The sequence below is a fragment of the Micromonospora sp. NPDC050397 genome (genome assembly GCF_044901685.1).
Taxonomy (GTDB): Bacteria; Actinomycetota; Actinomycetes; order Mycobacteriales; family Micromonosporaceae; genus Micromonospora_G.
This window is the reverse complement of sequence record NZ_JBJDPS010000030.1, coordinates 1-24,847: the sequence shown is the minus strand read 5'-3', so window position 1 is coordinate 24,847 and position 24,847 is coordinate 1. Positions and strand designations below refer to the sequence as shown.

The following is a 24,847-nucleotide window of genomic DNA, read 5'->3' as shown; positions in this document are numbered from 1 at the left end:
ATCACGTACGCCACCGACCTGTTCGACCACCACACCGCGACCGGGATCGCCGAACGATTCACCCGGGTCCTGCAAACCGTCACCGCACAGCCGTCCGTCCCGGTGAGCGACATCGACATCCTCAGCCCGGCCGAACAGCAGCGCATCCTCGTGGAGTGGAACGACACCACCCGTCCGGTGCCACGGAGCACGGTCACGGAGATGTTCGAAACACAGGCCATCCGTACGCCCTCGGCACCGGCCGTGGTGTTCGACGGCATCGACGTGCCGTACGCGGAACTCAACGCCCGCGCCAACCGGCTCGCCCGCGTCCTGGTTGAGCGCGGGGCGCAGCCCGAGCAGGTCGTCGCGCTCGCACTCCCTCGCTCGGTCGACCTCGTCGTCGCCATCCTGGCCGTGCAGAAGACGGGAGCCGCCTACCTGCCGATCGATCCAGGCCACCCGGTCGATCGCATCGCCGGCGTGCTGTCCGAGGCGCAGCCCTCGATCCTCGTCACCGACGATGGGACGGGGGAGCGTCTGCGGGACGTCGACGTGGCTCGCCTGTCCCTCGACGATCCCCTGGTGCGGCAGAACCTGTCGGGTCGCGCCGCACATGACCTGTCCGACGGGGAGCGGCGCCGCCCACGGTCGTTCGACCATCCCGCGTACGTCGTCTACACCTCGGGATCCACGGGGCGCCCCAAGGGCGTGGTGGTCAGCCATCGTTCGCTCGCCAACAACATCGCCGCCGTCACGCCGGAGTACGGAATCGACGAGCGTTCACGGGTGCTGGGGGCCACGGCGTTCAGCTTCGACGTGTCGGTGCAGGACATCTTTGTCACCCTGACCTCGGGTGCGGCTTTTGTGCTCGCCGCCGATGAGGATCGGGTCGACCTGGAGCGCCTGCAAGGCTTGATGCGGGCGCAACGCGTGACGGTGGCGCACGTGACGCCGGGGGTGGCGCGGTTGCTGGACCCGGCGCGGTTGCCGGAGCTGCGGTTGCTCGTGGTCGGGGGAGAAGCGCCGGAGGCGGGTCTGGTCGAGCGGTGGGTCAGCGCCGGCCGAGAGTTCCTCAACAGTTACGGGCCGACGGAAACGACCATCCAGGCCACGCTGATGCGGTGTGCGGCGCCCTCGCGGGGCCGCACACCGCCGATCGGCCGTCCGACCGCGAACACCCGCGCCTTCGTGCTGGATCAGCGGTTGCGGCCGGTGCCGGCCGGGGTGGCGGGGGAGTTGTACCTGGCCGGTGTTCAGCTTGCGCGCGGATATCTGGGTCGTTCCGGGCTGACGGCGGAGCGGTTCACGGCGAACCCGTACGGGGCGGCGGGGGAGCGGATGTACCGGACCGGTGACCTGGTCCGGTGGGACACCGAGGGTCGGCTCGAATTCCTCGGCCGCACCGATGACCAGGTCAAGGTCCGCGGGTTCCGGATCGAGCTCGGCGAGATCCAGGCCGCCCTGCTCGCCCACCCGGCCGTGACACAGGCGGCGGTGGTGGTGCGCGAGGACCAGCCCGGCGACAAACGCCTGGTCGGCTATGTCGTCCCCCGGAGCGTCGGCGCCGTCCCCCGGACCGATGGCGCCGACCTGCGTGCCCACCTCGCCGCTCTGCTGCCCGACTACATGCTGCCGGCGGCGATCGTCGAACTGGACGCGTTGCCGCTGACGGTGAACCGGAAGGTGGATCGTCGGGCGTTGCCCGCCCCTGACTACACGCCCACGAGCCCGGGCCGGAAGCCGCGGACCCTCCAGGAGCAGCTCCTCGCCCAGGCGTTCGCCGACATCCTCGGCCTCCCGGAGGTCGGGGTGGACGACAACTTCTTCGACCTCGGCGGCCACTCGTTGCTGGCCACCCGCCTGGTCAGCCGCATCCGCGTCGCTCTCGGGGCCGAGATCCCGGTTCGCGCCCTGTTCCAAACCCCCACCGTCGCCGGGCTGGCCCTGCGTCTCGACGAGACCGGCGCCGACGCCGCACGCCGGTCGCTGACCGCCAGGCCGCGGCCCGAATCGGTGCCGCTGTCGTACGCCCAGCAACGCCTCTGGTTCCTGGAACAACTCGAAGGACCGTCCGCGCTCTACCACATCCCCATCGCCGTGCGTCTCAGCGGTGACCTCGATCCGGTTGTCCTGCGAACCGCTCTCACCGACGTCGTCACCCGCCATGAGGTCCTCCGTACCGCCTTCGTAGTCGCTGACGGCACACCCGAGCAGCGTGTTCTCGGCGATCAGGCGATCGACCTGCCACTCTCCCCGGAGCGGATGCCGGAGGATGAGCTGGCGCGGGCCACGGCTGAGGAAGCACGTCGCCCCTTCGACCTCACCAAGGAACTCCCGCTGCGGGCGCGGCTGTTCGTCGTGGCCCCACGGGAACATGTTCTGGTCTTGGTGCTGCACCACATCGCCGGCGACGGCTGGTCCCTCGCGCCACTCGCCCGCGACATCTCCGCCGCCTATACCGCCCGCGTCAACGGCCAGGCGCCTGCCTGGGAACCGCTTCCGGTCCAGTACGCGGATTACACCCTCTGGCAGCGCGACCTCCTGGCCGAAGACCGCGACGGGGCAAGCGTCCTCGACCACCAGCTCGACTACTGGCGGGCGGCCCTCGCCGGCCTGCCGGAGGAACTCGTCCTGCCCACCGACCGGCCCCGGCCACCGGTGGCCGGCCACCGCGGCGGCACCGTCGACCTGCGCATCGACGGCGAACTCCACCAGCGGATCACCGGCCTGGCCCGTGCCGAAGGCGTCACCGTGTTCATGGTGTTGCAGGCCGCGCTGGCCACCCTGCTCTTCCGGCTGGGCGCGGGTGCCGACATCCCCATCGGGACCTCTCTGGCGGGCCGTACCGACGAAAGTTTGGACGAACTGGTCGGGTTCTTCGTGAACACCCTGGTCCTGCGCACCGATGTCTCCGGTGAACCGTCTTTCCGCGAACTGGTGCATCGCGTCCGCGAACGGGGTCTGGACGCCTTCGCCCACCAGGACCTGCCGTTCGAACGACTCGTGGAAGACCTCGCCCCCACCCGGTCCCTGGCCCGCCACCCCCTGTTCCAGGTCATGCTCGCCCTGCAGAACACCGCTCCGGCGAGCCTCGCCCTCCCCGGCCTCGAAACCGACCTCCTGGAAACAGGTGATCAGCCCGCGAAGTTCGACCTCGACTTCCAGTTCCGCGAAACCGGAACCGAGACCGAGACCGAGGCCGGCGGCCTGGCCGGCTCCGTCGTCTACGCCACCGACCTGTTCGACCACGACACGGTGGCCTCGCTGGCCAACCGGTTCGTTCGGATCCTCGACGCCGTGACCGCCGACCCCGCCCGGTCCGTCACGGACCTCGACCTGCTCAGCCCGGACGAGCGTCACGCCGTACTGACGGAATGGAACGACACCGGGCACACGGTGTCCGGGGCTGTGCTTCCGGACCTCTTCCAGGCGCAGGTCACCCGCACCCCCGACGCCACCGCCGTGGTCTTCGAAGACGTACGGCTCTCGTACGTCGACCTGAACGCACGGGCGAACCGGCTCGCCCGTCTGATGGCCGACCGAGGCACCGGACCCGAGAGCCTCGTCGCGGTCCTCCTGGAGCGCTCGGCCGATCTTGTCGTCGCCCTGCTGGCCGTTCTCAAGACCGGCGCCGCCTACCTTCCGGTCGACCCCGACCAACCGGCCGACCGCATCACCCGTCTGCTGGCCGACGCCGGAGTCGCCCTCCTGCTCACGACCGGTGCCCTGAACCCGGCGAACGACGTACAGGTCCCCTGCCTCGTCCTCGACGACCCGGAGTTGACCGCCGCCCTCGGCCGCCTGTCCCCGGCAGACGTGGAGGACGGCGACCGCACCCGTCGCCTTCTCGTCGATCACCCGGCGTACGTGATCTACACCTCGGGGTCCACCGGACGTCCCAAGGGCGTCACCGTCGCCCACCGGGGCCTGGTCAACCGGTTGGCGTGGATGCAGGACGCCTACCGCTTGACGCCGGACGACCGGGTGGTGCAGAAAACGCCGTTCGGGTTCGACGTGTCGGTGTGGGAGTTCTTCTGGCCGCTGATCGAAGGGGCGACGCTGGTGGTGGCCCGCCCGGGCGGTCACCGCGACCCGGGTTACCTGGCAGGGCTGATCCAGCGCGAGCAGATCACCATCGCCCACTTCGTGCCGTCGATGCTGGAGATGTTCGTCGCCGAGCCGACCAGCGGCGAGTGCACCTCCCTGCGGGCCGTGGTCTGTAGCGGTGAGGCGTTGCCGGCCCCGTTGCGCGACCAGTTCCACGCGGTGCTGCCGATCCCGCTGCACAACCTGTACGGTCCGACCGAGGCCGCCGTCGATGTCACCGCCTTCACCTGTGAACCGCTGGTCGGCGCCGCCGGTGGGGTGCCGATCGGCCGCCCGGTCTGGAACACCCGGGTGTTCGTGCTGGACGCGGCGTTGCGGCCGGTGCCGGTCGGGGTGCCGGGCGAGCTCTACCTGGCCGGTGTGCAACTGGCCCGGGGCTATCTGGACCGGCCGGGGCTGACCGCTGAGCGGTTTGTCGCCAACCCGTACGGCGGGCCGGGCGAGCGGATGTACCGTACGGGGGACTTGGCCCGGTGGAACGTCGACGGGCAGTTGGAGTACCTGGGCCGTACCGATGACCAGGTCAAGATCCGCGGCTTCCGGATCGAACTCGGCGAGATCAAGGCCGCCCTGCTCACCCACCCGTCCGTCAGCCAGGCGGCCGTGGTGGTGCGGGAGGACCGGCCGGGCGACCGGCGCCTGGCCGGGTACGTGGTGGCGGCCGGTGATACGAACGTCACGGAGCTGCGCGCCCACTCGGCTCGGGTACTGCCCGAGTACATGGTCCCGGCTGTGATCGTGGCGGTCCACGAACTGCCGTTGACGGTCAACGGCAAGCTCGACCGGCAAGCGCTGCCGGTTCCGGACTACCGCGCCGGGATCACCGGGCGCGGTCCGTCGACGGTGCCCGAGGAGATCCTGTGCGCGCTCTTCGCCGAGGTGCTCGGCGTACCCTCCGTCGGGGTCGACGACAACTTCTTCGAGCTGGGCGGACACTCCCTGCTGGCGGTGACGCTGGTGGAGCGGGCCCGGGCGGCGGGTGTCGCGGTGGACGTACGGACGCTGTTCACCAGCCCGACCGTGGCCGGTCTGGCGGCGCTGCAGGGCACTCCGCAGGTGGCGTTGCCGGCCAACGGCATCCCCTCCGGCGCCACGTCGATCATTCCGGAGATGGTGACGCTGGCCGACCTCACGGCGGAGGAGATCGCCGTGATCATCGCGGAGGTGCCCGGCGGCGCGGCGAACATCGCTGACATCTACCCGCTGGCGCCGCTCCAGGAGGGCATCCTCTTCCACCACCTGCTCGAGGGCGAGAACGGCAGCGACCTTTACACGCTCCCGTACATCCTGCGCTTCGACTCCCGGCAGCGGGTGGACGCCGTTCTCGCCGCCGTGCAGCAGGTGGTCGACCGGCACGACATCCTGCGTACGGCGTTCCTGTGGGAAGGGCTCCGGGAGCCCGCCCAGGTCGTCCTGCGCGCCGCCCCGGTCACCGTCGAGACCCTCCGGCTGGCGGGCAGGGACGTCGTGGACCGCCTGCTGGCCACGCGCACCGCGCCGATGGACGTCCGGCGAGCCCCCCTGCTGCGGGCCGGTGTCGCGCAGGACCCCGACGACCACCAGTGGTACGTCCTACTCGAAGTGCACCATCTCGTGCAGGACCGTACGTCGCTCGCCCTGGTCTTCCAGGAGATCCGCGCGATCCTCGCCGGGAACGGAGACACCCTGCCGGCACCGCTGCCGTTCCGCGAGTTCGTCGCGCGGGCACGGCTCACGATCTCGGCGCGGGAGCACGAGCGGTTCTTCGCGGACCTGCTGGGGGACGTGGGTGAGCCGACGGCGCCGTACGGTCTGTTGGATGTGCACGGCGACGGTCGCGGCGTGTCCGAGGTGCGGATGCGCCTCGACGCGGAGGTGGGGTGGCGGCTGAGGGAGCAGGCGCGGCTGCTGGGTGTCAGCTCGGCGACGTTGTTCCATGTCGCCTGGGCGCGCGTCGTGTCGGCCACCTCTGGTCGGGATGACGTGGTGTTCGGCACCGTGCTGTTCGGTCGGATGAACGCCGGAACCGGTGCCGATCGGGTGCCCGGCCTGTTCGTCAACACGCTGCCCGCCCGCCTCGACGTCGGCTCGGTGAGTGTGCGTGACGCCGTGGACGCCGTGCGGCGGCAGCTCGCGGACCTGCTGGTGCACGAGCACGCACCGCTCATCCTGGCCCAGCGGGCCAGCGGCCTGCCTGCTCGGGCACCGCTGTTCACCACGCTGTTCAACTACCGCCACAGCGAGGACACCACCGCGCCGATGCCCGACGGGGTCGAGCTGCTGCACGGGCACGAACGCACCAACTACCCGCTGGAATTCGCGGTCAACGACCAGGACCCCCTGTTCACCTTCACCATCCAAGCGGTGGCCCCGGTCGATCCGCGCTCGGTTGGTGCCTTCATGCACACCGCGGTCGAGGATCTCGTCACGGCTCTCGAAAAGGATCCGGGGCGGCCGCTGCGGGAGATCCAGGTTCTGGACGACAAGGAGCGCCGCCTGCTGGCCGACTGGAACGGCGCCGTTCGTGATGTGGCTGCGGTGACGCTTCCGGAGTTGTTCGAGTCGCGGGTGGCGCGGACCCCGGGTGTGGACGCGGTGGTGTTCGAGGGTTCTCGGCTTACCTACGCCTCGCTCAATGGTCGGGCTAATCGGCTCGCGCGGCTGTTGGTGGTGCGTGGTGTGGGCCCGGAGCGTCGGGTGGCGGTCGTGATGGATCGTTCACTGGAGCTTGTTATCACTTTGCTTGCGGTGGTGAAGGCTGGTGCGGCGTATGTGCCGGTCGATCCGGAGTATCCGGCGGACCGGGTCGCTTATGTCCTGGATGATGCTTCGCCCATGCTGGTGGTGACCACTCGTGCATTCGAGGGCCTGCTGCCTGGACATGTGGCACGGGTGGTGTTGGACGACGACACCATCGTGGCTGAGCTCGACGGGCTGGCGGTGGGGAATCTTGGCTTGGGTGTGGGGTTGTTGCCCGGTCACCCCGCCTACGTCATCTACACGTCCGGTTCGACTGGTCGGCCGAAGGGGGTGGTTGTGCCGCATGTCGGGGTGGTGAACCGGCTTGCCTGGATGCAGCACGCTTATCGGCTCACTGCGGGTGATCGGGTTGTGCAGAAGACGCCGTACGGGTTTGACGTGTCGGTGTGGGAGTTCTTCTGGCCTCTTGTGCAGGGTGCGACTTTGGTGGTGGCTCGTCCGGGTGGACATCGTGACCCGGAGTATCTGGCGGAGTTGTTCCAACGTGAGCGGGTCACTGTCGCTCATTTTGTTCCGTCGATGTTGCGGGTTTTCGTGTCGGTGGCTTCGGGGTGGGCTTTACCGTCGTTGCGGGCTGTGGTGGCCAGTGGTGAGGCTTTGTCGGCTGAGCTGAGGGATGGGTTCGCCGGGGCGTTCGGTGTTCCGTTGCACAATCTGTACGGGCCGACTGAGGCGTCTATCGATGTCACCGCCCACGCCTGTGAACCGGGTTCCGGGACTGTCGTGCCGATTGGTCGCCCGGTCTGGAACACGCAGGTGTTCGTGTTGGACGCTGCGTTGCGGCTGGTGCCTGCGGGTGTGACCGGAGAGTTGTATCTGGCCGGTGTGCAGTTGGCTCGGGGTTATTTGGACCGGCCGGGGTTGACCGCTGGGCGGTTTGTCGCGAATCCGTACGGTGGGTCGGGTGAGCGGATGTACCGTACGGGTGATCTGGTTCGGTGGGACGCGGACGGGGAGTTGGAGTATCTGGGTCGTACCGATGACCAGGTCAAGATTCGTGGTTTCCGGATCGAACTCGGTGAGATCGAGGCCGCTCTGCTCGCTCACCCGGCCGTCGGTCAGGCCGTTGTCATCGTCCGCGAGGACCAGCCCGGCGACCCACGCCTCACCGGCTACGTCGTGCCCGCCGGAGAGTTGTCCGCCGAGGACGTCAGCGCGTTCCGGGCGGCGGGCAGTCTTCTCCGGGCCCATGCCGCGGCGCTTCTGCCGGAGTACATGGTCCCTTCGGCAATCGTCGTGCTGGACGCGCTGCCGGTAACGGTGAACGGCAAGCTGGACCGTTCCGCCCTCCCTGCGCGCGATTTCGCCGACCTCAAGGAGCGCAGGGAACCCGCATCGGCCGAGGAAGCGGCCCTCTGCGGCATTTTCGCGAAGGTGCTGGGCGTCCCCGAGGTCGGAGTGGACGACAACTTCTTCGATCTCGGCGGGCATTCCCTGCTCGCCACCCAGCTCGCCGGTCACATCCGCGCCACCCTCAGCCGGGAAGTCCCGATCCGCGCGATCTTCGAAACGCCCACTCCCGCCGGACTGGCGAAGCGACTGGGCCCGGAGACGCACAGCCGGCCCGTCCTGCGTCCCCGGCCGCGCTAGCCCGTCGCCCCCTTTCACGCCGTCACCCGTTCAATTCCGTCTCCCGTCGTAGAGAGCTCCGATGATTCCTCTGTCCTTTGCCCAGCAGCGGTTGTGGTTCCTCGGCGAACTGCAAGGACCCAACGGGATGTACAACCTCCCGATCACTCTGCGACTCACCGGTGACCTGCACCAGGAGGCCCTGCACGCGGCGCTGGTGGACCTGGTCGAGCGGCACGAGTCGCTGCGCACGCTGATCGCGACCGAGGACGGTGTCCCCCAGCAGTTGATCCTCACCGCGCACGACGCCGGCCTGCGGCTACCGGTGATCGACGTGACGGAGGACGAGATCGCGCGGGTGGTTGCCGACGAGTCCACCCGCCCGTTCGACCTCACCCGGGAGATCCCGTTGCGAGCCGGCCTGCTCGCGGTGGGCCCACGGGACCACGTGCTGCTCCTGGTGGCCCATCACATCGCGAGTGACGGCTGGTCGCTGGCGCCGTTGGCCCGGGACGTCTGCGCCGCGTACGCCGCCCGGGTCGACGGCCACGCCCCCACCTGGGAACCACTCCCGATCCAGTACGCCGACTACGCCCTCTGGCAGCGTGACCTTCTCGGCGGCGAGGACGACCCGGCGAGCTTCCTGAACCGGGAACTGTCCTACTGGCGGGAGGCTCTGGCCGGCCTGCCGGAGGAACTTCCCCTGCCGTTCGACCGTCCGCGCCCGTCCCAGCCGAGCCACCGCAACGGCAGCGTGGATCTCGACATCCCGGCCGACCTGCACCGGCGGCTCTCCGCCCTGGCCCGGGCCGAGGGCGTGACGATGTTCGCGGTGCTTCATGCCGCGCTCGCCAGCACACTCTCCCGTCTCGGCGCCGGCACCGACATCCCCATCGGCACGCCGGTGGCCGGGCGCACCGAGGTCGCGCTGAACGAGCTGGTCGGCTTCTTCGTGAACACGCTGGTGATCCGCGGCGACCTGTCGGGACGCCCGTCCTTCCGCGAGGTGCTGGCCCGGGTCCACGAACGGAATCTGGACGCGCTCACCCATCAGGAACTGCCCTTCGAGCGACTGGTGGAGGACCTGGCGCCGGCCCGGTCACTGGCCCGTCAGCCGTTGTTCCAGGTCATGCTGGCGGTGCAGGACAACGTCGAACCGGTCCTGTCGCTGCCCGGCCTCGAAGTCACCGTGCTGGCGAGCCGGGAGGCCCCGGCTCGGGCCGACCTGTCCGTCTCGGTCCGGGAGACGTTCGGCCCCGGTGGCGTCCCGACCGGCCTGATGGGTGGGATCGGTTACCCGGCGGATCTGTTCGACCACGACACCGTACGGACGCTGACCGAGCGGTTCGTCCGGGTGCTGGACGCGGTGACCGCCGACCCGGCACGGCCCGTTGACGACCTCGACCTGCTCAGCCCGGCCGAACACCGGCAGGTCGTGATCGGGTGGAACGACACCGCGCACGACGTCCCGGCGGCGACGCTGCCCGAACTGTTCCAAGCCCAGGTGGTTCGCACCCCCGACGCGGCGGCGGTGATATTCGAGGACACCGACGTGTCCTACGCCGAGCTCAACGCGCGCGCCAACCGGCTCGCCCGCCTCCTGGCCGACCGGGGTGTCGGCCCGGAGTCCCTCGTCGGGGTGCACCTCGAACGCTCCGCCGACCTGGTCGTCACCCTCCTGGCGGTGCTGAAGGCCGGCGGCGCCTACCTGCCCGTCGACCCCGACCACCCCGCCGAACGGACCGCCCGCCTGCTCTCCGACGCCCGGCCCACCGTTGTCGTCACCACCGGTGCTCTCCGCCAGCACCTCCCCGCCGGCGCGACGGCGCGGGCCCTCGTTCTCGACGACCCGGACACGACCCGCACCCTCGACGGCCTGTCGTCGACCGACCTCGGCGACGGTGACCGCCTCGGTGTGCTGCTGCCGGCGCACCCGGCATACGTCATCTACACGTCGGGCTCGACCGGGCGGCCCAAGGGGGTCGCCGTACCGCATCAGGGGGTGGTGAACCGGCTGGAATGGATGCAGCACCAGTACCCGATCGACGCCTCGGACCGGGTGCTGCAGAAGACCCCGTTCGGATTCGACGTCTCGGTCTGGGAGTTCTTCTGGCCCCTGCTACAGGGCGCGGTCCTGCTGGTGGCCCGCCCCGGCGGGCACCGCGACCCCGCCTACCTGGCCGACCTCATCCGAACCCGGCACGTCACCGTCAGCCACTTTGTGCCCTCCATGCTGAAGGCATTCCTCACCGAACCCTCGGCCGCCGACTGCACCACCCTGCGCGCCGTCCTGTGCAGCGGCGAAGCCCTCACTCCCGATCTGCGCGACCACTTCCTCCGTACGCTCGACACCCCGCTGCACAACCTGTACGGCCCGACCGAAGCGTCCATCGACGTCACCCACGCCTCGCACCTGACCGGTGACGACCCGACCGTGCCCATCGGCCGACCGGTGTGGAACACCCGCGCCTACGTTCTGGACGTCTCCCTCCGGCCCGTGCCGCCCGGCGTACCCGGTGAGCTCTACCTTGCCGGCGTGCAGCTCGCCCGCGGCTACCTCGATCGGCCCGGCCTCACCGCCGAGCGCTTCATCGCCGACCCGCACGGCGGGCCCGGCGAGCGGATGTACCGTACCGGCGACCTGGCCCGCTGGAACTCCGACGGGCGGCTGGAGTACCTGGGCCGCACCGACGACCAGGTCAAGATCCGTGGCTTCCGCATCGAGCTCGGCGAGGTCGAGGCCGCTCTGGCCGCCCACCCGGCCGTCACCCAGGCTGCCGTCGTCGTCCGGGAGGACCAGCCTGGCGACAAACGCCTCGTCGGCTACGTCGTCTCCCACAGCCACCTCGACGGTACCGCCATCCGCACGTACGTCGCCGGGCTGCTGCCCGACTACATGGTGCCCTCGGCCGTGGTGGTCCTGGACGCCCTGCCCGTCACGGTGAACGGCAAGCTCGCTCGGGCCGCCCTGCCCGCGCCCGACTACCCGACGGGACAGACCAGCCGGGGGCCGCGCACCGCCCGGGAGGAGATCCTGTGCGACGCCTTCGCCGAGATCCTCGGCCGGCCGCACGTCGGGGTGGACGACAACTTCTTCGACCTCGGCGGGCACTCGCTGCTGGCGGTGACGCTGGTGGAACGGCTGCGCGCTCGTGGTCTGTCGATCGACGTGCGGTCCCTGTTCACCACGCCGACCGTGGCCGGTCTCGCGGCGACCACCGGCCGAGCCGAGGTGCGGGTTCCGGCGAACCGCATCCCGGTCGGCGCCCAGGTGATCACGCCGGACATGCTTCCCCTGGTCGACCTGAACCCAGGGCACACCGCCGAGATCACCGCTCGCGTACCCGGCGGGGCCGCGAACGTGGCGGACGTCTACCCGCTCGCCCCGCTTCAGGAGGGCATCCTCTTCCACCACCTGATGGGCGGTGGGGCCACCGATGAGGACGTGTACGTGCTGCCCACCGTTCTGCGCTTCGATTCGCGGAACAGGCTCGACGAGTTCGTGGCCGCCCTGCGGAAGGTGGTGGACCGGCACGACATCCTGCGAACCGCGGTGCTCTGGGAAGGTCTGCCCGAACCGGTGCAGGTGGTGCTGCGGAGCGCCGAGCTGCCGGTGCGAAAAGTTGTGCTCGCCGGCGACGCCGCGACCGACGACCACGAGCTGGTTGCCCGGCTGCTGGCGGCATGCCCCGCGTCCATGACCGTCAGCGATGCTCCGCTGATTCGTCTGCACGTGGCCGCGCAGCCGGGCAGCGACCGATGGCTCGCACTGGTGCAGGTCCACCACCTGATCCAGGACCACACCGCGCTCGACGTCCTGCTCGGCGAGGTGCACGCGTACCTCGACGGGCGCGGCGACGAACTGCCGCCGCCCTCGCCGTACCGCGAGGTTGTCGCCCAGGCCCGGGGCCAGGTGTCCCAGCGGGAACACGAGACGTACTTCGGGCGCCTGCTGGGCACCATCACTGAGCCGACCGCCCCGTTCGGGCTGGTGAACATCCGAGGGGACGGCACCGGCGCCACCGAGTCCACCGCCCGGCTGAGCCCGGAACTCTCCGGGCGGCTCCGTGAGCAGGCGCGGCGTCTCGGCGTGAGCCCGGCGACGCTGTTCCACGTCATGTGGGCCCGGGTGCTGGCCGCGACCTCGGGCCAGGACGACGTGGTCTTCGGGACGATCCTGTTCGGACGGATGGGGGCGGGGGCCGAGCGAGCCGTCGGTCTGTTCATCAACACCCTCCCGGTCCGCGTCAGCGTCGGTGGCGCCGGCACGCGCGACGCCGTACGCGCCGTCCAGAACCAGCTGGCCGAGTTGCTGCTGCACGAGCACGCGCCCCTCGCGCTGGCCCAGCGGACGAGCGGGGTACGCGGGGACACCCCGCTGTTCACCTCGCTGCTGAACTACCGTCACGGCACCTCCGAGCCGGCCCGTGCCGAGCTTGCCGGCGTGGAGGTGCTGTTCCTGCGGGAGCGAACGAATTACCCCGTCGGGATGATCGTCGACGACACCGGCGACGGGTTCGTCCTCACGGCTCAGGTCGTCGCGCCCGGGTCACCCGACCTTCTGCGCGCCATGATGGAGACCGTCGGCGAAGGGGTGGTCGCCGCACTGGAGACGGCACCGGATGCGCCGCTCGGTGACATCGATGTGCTGGGTGTCGAGGAGCGGCGGCGGGTGCTGGGGGAGTGGAACGACACGGCTCGCGGTGTTCCGGCGGGGACGCTGTCTGATCTGTTTGAGGGTCAGGTGGCTCGTACTCCTGGTGCGACCGCTGTGGTGTTCGGTGACGTTGAGGTGTCGTATGCGGAACTCAACACCCGGGCGAACCGGCTTGCTCGCCTGCTCGTGGAGCGGGGTGTCGGGCCGGAGGTGGTCGTGGCGTTGGTGTTGCCGCGGTCGGTTGATCTGGTCGTTGCGATGCTGGCAGCGGTGAAGGCGGGGGCGGCTTACCTGCCGATCGATCCGCGTTATCCGGTGGATCGGATCGCCTACATGCTCGGCGACGCTCGGCCGGCGGTACTTGTCACCGACGAGGCCGGGCCGGACGGGTTGCCAGGTAGCGATGTGATCCGGCTGCCGCGTACGGACCTGACGGGTTATCCCGACCATGATCTGACCGATACCGAACGCGGCAGTTCGTTGTTGGTCGGTCATCCCGCCTATGTCATTTACACGTCGGGCTCGACCGGCCGTCCCAAGGGTGTCGTGGTGACTCATCAGGGCTTGTCCAGTCTGCGCGTCGCGCAGGCGGAGGGGTTCGGTGTCACGGCCGCGAGCCGTGTCTTGCAGTTTGCCTCGCCCAGCTTCGACGCCGCGACCGCCGAGATCGCCGTGACCCTCTGCACCGGTGCCACCCTCGTCGCCGCCACCCGCGACGACCTCGTCCCCGGCCCGGCGCTGACCCGCCTCGTCACCGACCAGCACGTCACCCACGCCACCCTTCCCCCGGCCGTCCTACCGGATCTCGACCCCCACGCCTTTCCCCACCTCACGACTCTGATCACCGCGGGCGAAGCCCTCCCGGTCCACCAGGTCACCCCCTGGGCGACCGACCGCACCCTGGTCAACGCGTACGGACCCACCGAAACCACCGTCTGCGCCACCATCGCCCGGCTCACCCCTGACGCCGACGTGCACATCGGCGCTCCCATCGCCAACACCCGGGTGTTCGTGCTGGACACCGCACTGCGGCCCGTCGCCCCCGGCGTCCCCGGCGAGCTCTTCATCACTGGCGCCGGCCTGGCGCGCGGCTACCTGAACCGCCCCGGCCTCACCGCCGAGCGCTTCGTCGCCAACCCTTACGGCCGACCCGGCGAACGCATGTACCGCACCGGTGACCTGGCCCGCTGGACCGTCGACGGGCGGCTGGAATACCTCGGCCGTACCGACCACCAGGTCAAGCTCCGTGGCTTCCGGATCGAGCTGGGCGAGATCGAGGCGGCGCTGGCCTCCCACCCGGCGGTCGCCCAGGCGGCGGTGGTGGTGCGCGAGGACCAGCCCGGCGACAAACGCCTGGTCGGCTACGTCGTCCCCCGGGCCGAAGACGTTGATCTGCGCGCCCACGTCGCCGCCCTGCTGCCGGACTACATGGTGCCGGCGGCGATCGTCGGCCTGGACGGGCTTCCGCTCACGGTCAACGGCAAGCTTGACCGGAACGCCCTTCCCGCGCCCACGTACGGGACGACCGGCGAGAGCCGGGAAGCGCGAACCCCGCAGGAACAGCTCCTGGGCCGGATGTTCGCCGACGTGCTCGGCCTGCCGTCGGTCGGGGTCGACGACAACTTCTTCGACCTCGGCGGCCACTCCCTGCTCGCCACCCGCCTGGTCAGCCGCGTCCGCGCCACCCTCGGCGTGGAACTGCCCATCCGGGCCCTGTTCGAGGCCCCCACCGTCGCCGGACTCGTGGACCGTCTGGCCGAGGCCGGGACAGCGCGCCGGGAGGTGACCGCCGGTTCGCGCCCCGAGGTTGTCCCCCTGTCGTTCGCCCAGCGACGGCTGTGGTTCCTGGGCGAACTCGAAGGACATCCCGGGCTGTACAACATCCCGATCGCCGTGCGGCTCACCGGGGACCTCCACCCCGAGGCCCTCGGCACCGCGATCCACGACGTCATCGCCCGGCACGAGGTCCTCCGCACCGTGTTCCCGAGCGTCGACGGCTCGCCCAGCCAGCGCATCCTCAACGCGGAGACGATCGACCCACGGCTGCCCGTCAGCGACGTACGCGAGGGCGAGATCACTCAGGCCGTCCAGGAAGAAGCCGTACGCGCCTTCGACCTCAGCCGCGAGATCCCGTTGCGGGCACGGCTGTTCACGGTGACGCCGCGGGAGCACGTCCTGGTCGTGGTCCTCCACCACGTCGCCGGTGACGGATGGTCTCTCGCACCGCTGGCCCGGGACATCTCCACCGCGTACGCCGCCCGGGTCGACAACCGGCTGCCGGTCTGGGAACCCCTTCGGATCCAGTACGCCGACTACACGCTCTGGCAACGTGGGCTCCTCGGCGACGAGGATGCTCCCACCAGCCTGCACGGCACGCAGCTCTCCTACTGGCGTGCGACCCTCGCCGGTCTGCCGGACGAGCTGACGCTGCCCACCGACCGCCCCCGGCCGCCGGTGGCCTCCCACCGTGGCGGCACCGCCGGCCTCCGCATCGGCGCGGACCTGCACACCCGGTTGACGGCGCTGGCCCGAGCCGAAGGCGTCACCATGTTCATGCTGCTCAACGCCGCGTTGGCGACCCTGTTCTCGCGCCTGGGGGCCGGCACCGACATCCCGATCGGCACCCCGGTCGCGGGACGCACCGACGAGCGCCTGAACGACCTCGTCGGGCTTTTCGTGAACACCCTGGTGGTCCGTACCGACGTGTCGGGCGGCCCGTCCTTCCGGGAGGTGCTGCGGCGGGTACGGGAGCAGAGCCTGGGCGCCCTCGCCCACCAGGACGTGCCGTTCGACCGGCTGGTGGAGGACCTCGCCCCCGTCCGGTCCCTGGCCCGCCATCCGCTGTTCCAGGTCATGCTCGCCGTGCAGAACACCGCCGACCCGGCACTCGACCTGCCCGGCCTGGACAGCCGTCTGCTGCCCGCCGGGGATCTACCGGCCAAGTTCGACCTCGACCTGCAGCTTCGCGAGACGCACAGCGACGGGCTGACGGGCACCATCACGTACGCGGCCGACCTGTACGACCGTTCCACGGTGGACACCCTCGTCCAGCGGTTCATCCGGTTGCTCGACGCCGTGGCCACGGACCCCGCATCTCCGGTCACCGGCATCGACCTCCTCAGCGACGTCGAACGCCGGCAGGTGCTCGTCGAATGGAACGACACCGGCCGGAACGCGCCGCAGGCCACGCTGGCCGAGTTGTTCGAGGCCCAGGTGACCCGCGGGGCGGACGCGACGGCGGTCGAGTTCGACGACATCACGCTGACCTACGCGCAGCTCAACGATCGGGCGAACCGTCTGGCCCGGCTCCTGATCGCGCACGGCGTCCGGCCGCAGGACCGGGTGGCGGTGATGACGGAACGCTCGGCCGAACTGGTGGTGGTGCTGCTGGCGACGGTGAAGGCCGGGGCGGCGTACGTGCCGATCGACCCGACCTATCCGGCTGACCGGATCGCTTCCATGCTGGCCGACGCCCGGCCGGCTCTGCTGGTCACGCATCAGGCCCGGGTCCGTGCGGAGGTACCCGGAAAGCACGTGGTGGTGGACGATCCGGCCACGATCGCCGAGCTCGAGAACCTCGACGGCGAGAACCTGTCCTTCCGGCCACTGGCCGCCCACCCGGCGTACGTGATCTACACCTCCGGCTCGACGGGACGCCCCAAGGGGGTGGTCGTGCCGCAGCAGGCGGTCGTCCGTCTCGTACGGCAGGCGAACTATGTCGCACTGGGCGCCGGCGACGTGGTTGCTCAGGCGTCGTCGGTGTCGTTCGACGCGGCCACGTTCGAGATCTGGGGTGCGCTGGTGAACGGGGCGACCCTGGTGGGCGTCGACCGCGAGGTGCTGCTGTCTCCCGAACGGCTCACGGCGCGGATCGAACGCAGCGGGATCACCGCCATGTTCGTCACCACCGCGCTGTTCAACCGCCTGGCGGCGGAGTCACCCGAGGGGCTCGGACGCCTGCGGTACCTGCTGTTCGGCGGCGAGGCGGTCGACCCGCTGAGCGTACGGCGGGTCCTGGAACTGGCCGCGCCGAAGCACCTGCTGCACGTGTACGGGCCGACCGAGACAACGACGTTCGCGACCTGGCACCTGGTGGAGCGGGTCGAGGACGGTTCCGTGCCGATCGGCGGACCGGTCTCCGGCGACCGGTTGTACGTCCTGGACGCCGCACTGCGGCCGGTGCCGCCGGGGATGGCCGGGGAGTTGTACGTTTCCGGGGCCGGACTGGCTCAGGGGTATTTCGACCGGCCCGCGCTGACCGCGGAGCGGTTCGTCGCCGATCCCTTCGACGGGCCCGGCGAGCGGATGTACCGCACCGGAGACCTGGTCCGGTGGACCGCCGGCGGCAAGCTCGAATACCTCGCCCGCACCGACCACCAGGTCAAGATCCGCGGCTTCCGCATCGAACCCGGCGAAATCGAGACCGCCCTGACCAGTCACCCCGCTGTCACCCAGGCCGCCGTGGTCGTCCGCGAGGATCAGCCCGGCGACAAGCGCCTCGTCGGCTACGTCGTCGCGAGCGTGACCGGCGGGGCCGTCCGGGAGTACGTGGCCCGGCTGCTGCCCGACCACCTGCTACCCGCCGCCGTGGTGGTGCTGGACGCGCTTCCCCTCACCGTCAACGGCAAGCTGGACCGTGCGGCCCTGCCCGTCCCCGACCACACCGCCCCGAGCCCGGGCCGGGAGCCACGTACCCTCCAGGAACACCTTCTCGGCCAGGCGTTCGCCGACGTCCTCGGCGTCCCGCAGGTCGGGGTGGACGACAACTTCTTCGACCTCGGCGGCCACTCCCTGTTGGCCACCCGCCTGGTCAGCCGCATCCGCGCCACCCTCGGGGCCGAGATCCCGATCCGGGCCCTGTTCGAATTCCCCACCGTGGCCGGACTCGCGCCGTACGTCACGGATTCCGAGACGGCCCGCCCGAGGCTGACCGCCGGGCCACGCCCCGCGACGGTGCCGCTCTCCTTCGCCCAGCAACGCCTGTGGTTCCTCGGTGAACTGGAGGGGCCGTCCGGTCTCTACAGCATCCCGATGGCTCTCCACCTCACCGGGGACCTCGACCGCGACGCCCTGCGGACCGCCCTGACCGACGTCGTCGGCCGGCACGAAGCTCTCCGCACGGTCTTCGTGAGCGTCGACGGCACGCCGGAACAGCACATCCTCGACCCGGCGGTGATCGATCTCCGCCTGCCGGTGACCGAGGTGCCGGAAGGCGGGCTCGAGCAGGCCGTGGCCGACGAGTCTCAGCACGCGTTCGACCTGGCCCGGGAGATCCCGCTGCGGGCACGGCTGTTCGCGGTGGCGCCACGCGACCACGTCCTGGTCCTGGTGCTCCACCACGTCGCCGGCGACGGCTGGTCCCTGGCTCCGCTGGCCCGGGACATCTCCACCGCGTACACCGCCCGGTCGAGCGGCCACGCCCCCGCCTGGAAACCGTTGCCGGTCCAGTACGCCGACTACGCACTCTGGCAGCGTCACCTGCTCGGCGACGTGGCCGACCCCGCGAGCCCGCACAGCGCGCAGTTGGCCTACTGGCGCGAGGCACTCGCCGGCCTGCCGGTGGAGCTCGCGCTCCCCGTCGACCGGCCCCGGCCCGCCGTGGCCACCCACCGTGGTGGGACCGCGCGCCTGCACCTCGACGCCGCCCTGCACGAGCGGCTCAGCGCCGTGGCCCGCGCCGAGGGCGTCACCATGTTCATGGTGCTCAACGCCGCCCTGGCGACCCTGCTCTCCCGCCTCGGCGCGGGAACCGACATCCCGATCGGCACGTCGGTGGCCGGTCGCACCGACGAGAGCCTGGACGAGCTCGTCGGGTTCTTCGTGAACACGTTGGTGATCCGTACCGACGTGTCGGGCGACCCGTCCTTCCGGGAGGTGCTGCGGCGGGTCCGGGAGCAGAGCCTGGGCGCCCTCGCCCGGCAGGACGTACCGTTCGAACGGCTGGTGGAAGACCTCGCCCCGGCCCGGTCCATGGCCCGCCATCCGCTGTTCCAGGTCATGCTGGGTCTGCAGAACACCACGGCGCCCGTCCTCGACCTGCCGGGGCTGGACGCCGCCCTGCTGCCGAGCGGCGACCAGCCGGCCAAGTTCGACCTCGACGTCCAGTTCCAGGATGCCTTCGCCCCCGACGGCCGCCCGAACGGCCTGACCGGCGTCGTCACGTACGCGACCGATCTCTTCGACCGCGGCACGGTTGTCACCCTCGTCGAACGGCTCGTCCGGCTCCTCCGCGCCGTGTCCGCCGACACCGCCCGGCCCGTCGGCGGCATCGACCTGCTCAGCCCGGACGAACGCCACCGGATGCTGGAGGAGTGGAACGACACGGCGCGTGAGGTTCCGGCGACGACGCTGCCGGAGCTGTTCGAGGCGCAGGCGGCCCGTACGCCGGACGCCACCGCCGTCGTGTTCGAGGATGCCGAGGTCTCCTACGCCGACCTCGACGCGCGCGCCAACCAGCTCGCCCGACTCCTGGTCACCTACGGCGCCGGCCCCGAACAGGTCGTCGCGCTCGCGCTGCCCCGCTCGACCGACCTCATCGTCGCCGTTCTGGCCGTGCTGAAGGCGGGCGCCGCCTACCTGCCCATCGACCCCGACCACCCCGCCGAGCGGATCGCCTACCTGCTCACCGACGCACGGCCGGCGCTTCTGGTCACCACGGAAGCCGTTCACCCCGAGGGGAACGTCACCCGGCTCGTCCTCGACGACCCGCGTACGGCGGACGTCCTCGACGGCCTGCCCGCCGGCGCCCTCGACCACGGCTCGCTACTGCCCGCGAACCCGGCGTACGTCATCTACACCTCCGGATCCACCGGACGGCCGAAGGGTGTGGCCGTCACCCACCAGGGCGTCGTCAACTACGTGGCCCGCACCTGGCACGCCTACCCGCATCTGAGCGGAAGCACCCTGCTGCACGCGTCGATCGCCTTCGACCTCGGCGTCACCGCCCTCTACGGCGCGCTGACCAGTGGCGGACGCCTCCACGTCGTCGACTGGGACGAAACGCTCCCCGCCACGCTCGCCGGCCACGAGATCACCTTCCTCAAGGCCACCCCCAGCCACCTGGCGTTCCTCCAGACCCTGCCCGGCACGTGGGCACCCACCGGGCAGCTCATGCTCGGCGGAGAACCCCTGCGCACGGAGCAACTCCAGCAGTGGCACCAAGACCACCCGGACGTGCCCGTCGTCAACCACTACGGACCGACCGAGACGACCGTCGGCTGCACCGACAACCCCGTGGAGACCGCAGGCGACAGCGGGCCCGGGATCACCCCCATCGGCCGGCCGATGTGGAACACCCAGACCTACGTGCTCGACCCGGCTCTGCGGCCGGTTCCGCCCGGCACCCCCGGCGAGCTGTACGTGGCCGGCGCCCAACTCGCCCGCGGATACCTCCACCGTCCGGGCCTGACCGCCGAGCGCTTCGTCGCCAACCCCTACGGTCCGCCCGGCCGGCGCATGTACCGCACCGGTGACCTGGCCCGCTGGACCGGTGAAGGCCAGCTCGAATACCTCGGCCGGGCCGACGACCAGGTCAAGATTCGCGGTTTCCGGATCGAGCCCGGCGAGATCGAGGCCGCCCTCACCTCCCATCCGGCGGTCACGCGTGCCGCTCTGCTCGTCCGCGAGGAGAGCCCCGGGGACAAACGCCTCATCGGCTACGTCGTCGCGGCGTCCGGGGTGGACGGCACCACCGTCCGCGCCCACGTCGCGGGTCTGCTGCCCGACTACATGGTGCCGACGGCCGTGGTGGTGCTGGACACCCTCCCGCTCACCGCGAACGGCAAGCTCGATCGCCAGGCGCTGCCCGTGCCCGCGTACGAGATGACCGAGGGAAGCAGGGGGCCGCGCACCCTGCGGGAGGAACTCCTGTGCCAGGTGTTCGCCGACATCCTCGGCCTGCCGTACGTCGGCGTGGACGACGACTTCTTCGACCTCGGCGGCCACTCGTTGCTCGCCGTGCGGCTGGTCAGCCGCATCCGTACGGTGCTCGGTGCGGAGGTCACGGTCCGGGCCCTGTTCGAGAGCCCGACGGTCGCGGGGCTTGCGGCTCGGCTGGGGGAAGTGCGGGAGACACGGCCTCGGGTGACGCCCCGGTCCCGGCCGGACATCCTGCCGCCGTCCTTCGCCCAGACCCGGCTCTGGTTCGTGCGGGAGTTGGAGGGCGGGAACGCCAACTACAACATCCCGGTGGCCCTGCGCCTGACCGGCGACCTGGACGTCGAGGCGACCCGCGCTGCCCTGCGCGACGTCCTCGTACGGCACGAGGTGCTGCGGACCGTCTTCCCGGCCCCCGACGGCCCGCCTCAGCAGATGGTCCTCCCCCCGGAGTCAATCTCCTTCGACGTGCCGCTGATCGACGTCGACGAGGCGGACCTGCGTGCGGAGCTGGTGCGGGTATCGCGCTCGGCGTTCGAGCTGCGCACCGACATCCCGCTGCGGGCCTGGCTCTTCCGGCTGAACCCGCGCGAGCACGTACTGGCGATCGTGGTGCACCACGTCGCCGCCGACGCGTGGTCGCTGGTTCCCCTGGCGAGAGATGTGTCGGCCGCCTACACGGCCCGCGCCGAAGGCCGGCCTCCGGTCTGGGATCCCCTGCCGGTCCAGTACGCCGACTACACCCTCTGGCAGCGTGATCTGCTCGGCGACCCGGACGACCCGGCCAGCCTGCACCACACCCAGCTCGCCTACTGGCGGGAGAGGCTGGCCGGGCTGCCGGAAGAACTCGCCCTGCCAACCGACCGTCCCCGGCCCCGGACCGCCACTCACCGGGGCGACACGTCCGGCCTGAACCTGGGCGCCGGGCTGCACCAGCGGCTGACCGCACTGGCTCGCGCCGAAGGCGTCACCATGTTCATGGTGCTCAACGCCGCCCTGGCGACCCTGTTCTCCCGACTGGGGGCCGGCGCCGACATTCCCATCGGCACCCCCGTCGCCGGGCGCACCGACGAGAACCTCGACCAACTCGTCGGCTTCTTCATCAACACCCTCGTCATCCGCACCGACCTCTCCGGCGACCCCACGTTCCGCGACCTGCTGCACCGCGTCCGCGACGAGAGCCTCGACGCGTTCGCCCACCAGGACCTGCCGTTCGAGCGGCTGGTGGAAGATCTTGCCCCCGTACGGTCCGCGGGTCGCCACCCGCTGTTCCAGATCATGCTGGTGGTGCAGAACGTCGCGCCGGCCACGCTCGACCTGCCCGGGCTGGGCATCGAGAGGATCGAGGTCGGCGACAACCCGGTCTTCGACCTGTCCTTCGTCCTGGGTGAGGAGTTCGACGCCGACGGTGGTGCCGCCGGTGTGAACGGAATCGTCACGTTCGCCGCTGATCTGTTCGACCGCGCGACCGTTGTTTTGCTCGTCGAGCGGCTTGTCGAGGTGCTGAACGCGGTGACGGCCGACCCGGACGTCCCGGTGAGCCGCGTCGATGTGCTGGGTGTCGAGGAGCGGCGGCGGGTGCTGGGGGAGTGGAACGACACGGCTCGCGGTGTTCCGGCGGGGACGCTGTCTGATCTGTTTGAGGGTCAGGTGGCTCGTACTCCTGGTGCGACCGCTGTGGTGTTCGGTGACGTTGAGGTGTCGTACGCGGATCTGAATGCTCGGGCGAACCAGCTTGCTCGCCTGCTCGTGGAGCGGGGTGTCGGGCCGGAGGTGGTCGTGGCGTTGGTGTTGCCGCGGTCGGTTGATCTGGTCGTCGCGATGCTGGCGGCGGTGAAGGCGGGGGCGGCTTACCTGCCGATCGATCCGCGTTATCCGGTGGATCGGATCGCCTACATGCTCGGCGACGCTCGGCCGGCGGTACTTGTCACCGACGAGGCCGGGCCGGACGGGTTGCCGGGTAGCGATGTGATCCGGTTGTCGCGTACGGATCTGACGGGTTATCCCGACCATGATCTGACCGATACCGAACGCGGCAGTTCGTTGTTGGTCGGTCATCCCGCCTATGTCATTTACACGTCGGGCTCGACCGGCCGTCCCAAGGGTGTCGTCGTGACTCATCAGGGCTTGTCCAGTCTGATCCTCGCGCAGGCGGAGGGGTTCGGTGTCACGGCCGCGAGCCGTGTCTTGCAGTTCGCCTCGCCCAGCTTCGACGCCGCGACCGCCGAGATCGCCGTGACCCTCTGCAGCGGGGGCGGCCTTGTCCTGGCGGCTCAGGAGGATCTCGCGGGCGGCCCGTCGCTGACTCGTCTCATCGCCGCCGCCGGGGTTACCCATGTGACCCTGCCGCCCGTCGTGCTGGCCGAACTCGAGGCGGACAGCCTGCCCACGGTGACGACCTTGGTGAGTGCCGGCGAGTCGCTGCGGCCGGATCTGGTCGGTCGGTGGTCGGCCGGGCGTCGCCTGGTCAACGCGTACGGCCCAACGGAGTCGACGATCTGCACGACGATGGGGGTGCTGAGCGCCGACGGTGCGATCCCGTACATCGGAGAACCGATCGCCAACACCCGGGTGTACGTCCTGGACGCCGCTCTGCGGCCGGTGCCGGTCGGTGTTCCGGGGGAGTTGTACATTTCCGGGGCTGGTCTGGCCCGGGGCTACCTTGATCGGCCTGGGTTGACCGCTGAGCGGTTTGTCGCCAACCCTCATGGTCGGCTTGGTGAGCGGATGTATCGCACCGGTGACCTGGCCCGGTGGAACGCCGACGGGCAGTTGGAATATCTGGGCCGGACCGACCACCAGGTCAAGATTCGTGGCTTCCGGATCGAGTTGGGCGAGATCGAGGCGGCGCTGGTTTCCCACCCGGTGGTGGCTCAGGCGGCGGTGGTGGTGCGTGAGGCTCAGCCCGGCGACAAACGCCTGGTCGGCTACGTCGTGCCCGGGTCCGGCGGCGTTGATCTGCGTGCCCACGTCGCCGCTTTGCTGCCGGACTACATGGTCCCGGCGGCGATCGTCGAACTGGACGCACTCCCGCTCACGGTCAACGGCAAGCTGGACCGAGAAGCGCTGCCCGCCCCCGACTACGGTGCCGTTGTCACCGGCCGGGGCCCGGCAAACGTGCACGAGGAGATCCTGTGCGCGGTCTTCGCCGACGTGCTCGGCCTACCCCAGGTCGGGATTGACGACAACTTCTTCGAACTCGGCGGCCACTCCCTGCTCGCCACCCGCCTGGTCAGCCGCGTCCGCGCCACCCTCGGCGTGGAACTGCCCATCCGGGCGCTGTTCGAGGCCCCCACCGTCGCCGGACTCGCCGACCGGCTGGCCGCCTCCAGCGCCTCGCGCCCCCCGCTGACGCCGGCCCAGCGGCCCGAACTGGTGCCGTTGTCGTTCGCCCAGCAGCGGCTGTGGTTCCTCGGCGAGTTGGAGGGTCCGTCGGCGACCTACAACATCCCGATGGCCCTGCGGCTGACCGGTCCGCTGGACACGGACGCCCTGCACGCCGCACTCCACGACGTCGTGGGCCGGCACGAGGTCCTGCGTACGGTGATCACCACCGTCGACGGCCGCCCCTACCAGCGGATCGCGGACGGCATCGGTGACCTGCTGACGGTCGTCGACGCCGGGCAGGTTCCGCAGACCGACCTGACTCGTCTGGTGACCGCGGCCGCGAAACACCGGTTTGATCTGGCGGGCGAGATCCCGTTACGCACACATCTGTTCCGGACCGGCGCCGACGAGCACGTACTCGTGATGGTGATGCATCACATCGCCGGTGACGGCTGGTCGCTGGGCCCACTGGCGCACGACGTGTCGACCGCGTACAGGGCCCGCGCCGCCGGTGACGCTCCCGTGTGGGCGCCGTTGTCCGTGCAGTACGCCGACTACACGCTGTGGCAGGCGGAGTTGCTGGGCGACGCG

At 70.5% G+C, this 24,847-nt stretch carries 2 protein-coding genes; both read left to right on the top strand.

From position 1 onward, the window contains the following. Positions 1-102: 102 nt before the first annotated feature. A complete protein-coding gene (locus ACI2K4_RS35905) occupies positions 103-8,418 on the top strand; it encodes an amino acid adenylation domain-containing protein (RefSeq protein WP_404517596.1) in 8,316 nt (2,771 codons plus the stop codon). 61 nt (positions 8,419-8,479) lie between these two features. Next, positions 8,480-24,847 (top strand): non-ribosomal peptide synthase/polyketide synthase (locus tag ACI2K4_RS35900; RefSeq protein ID WP_404517595.1); only part of this gene is annotated, 16,368 nt, incomplete at its 3' end.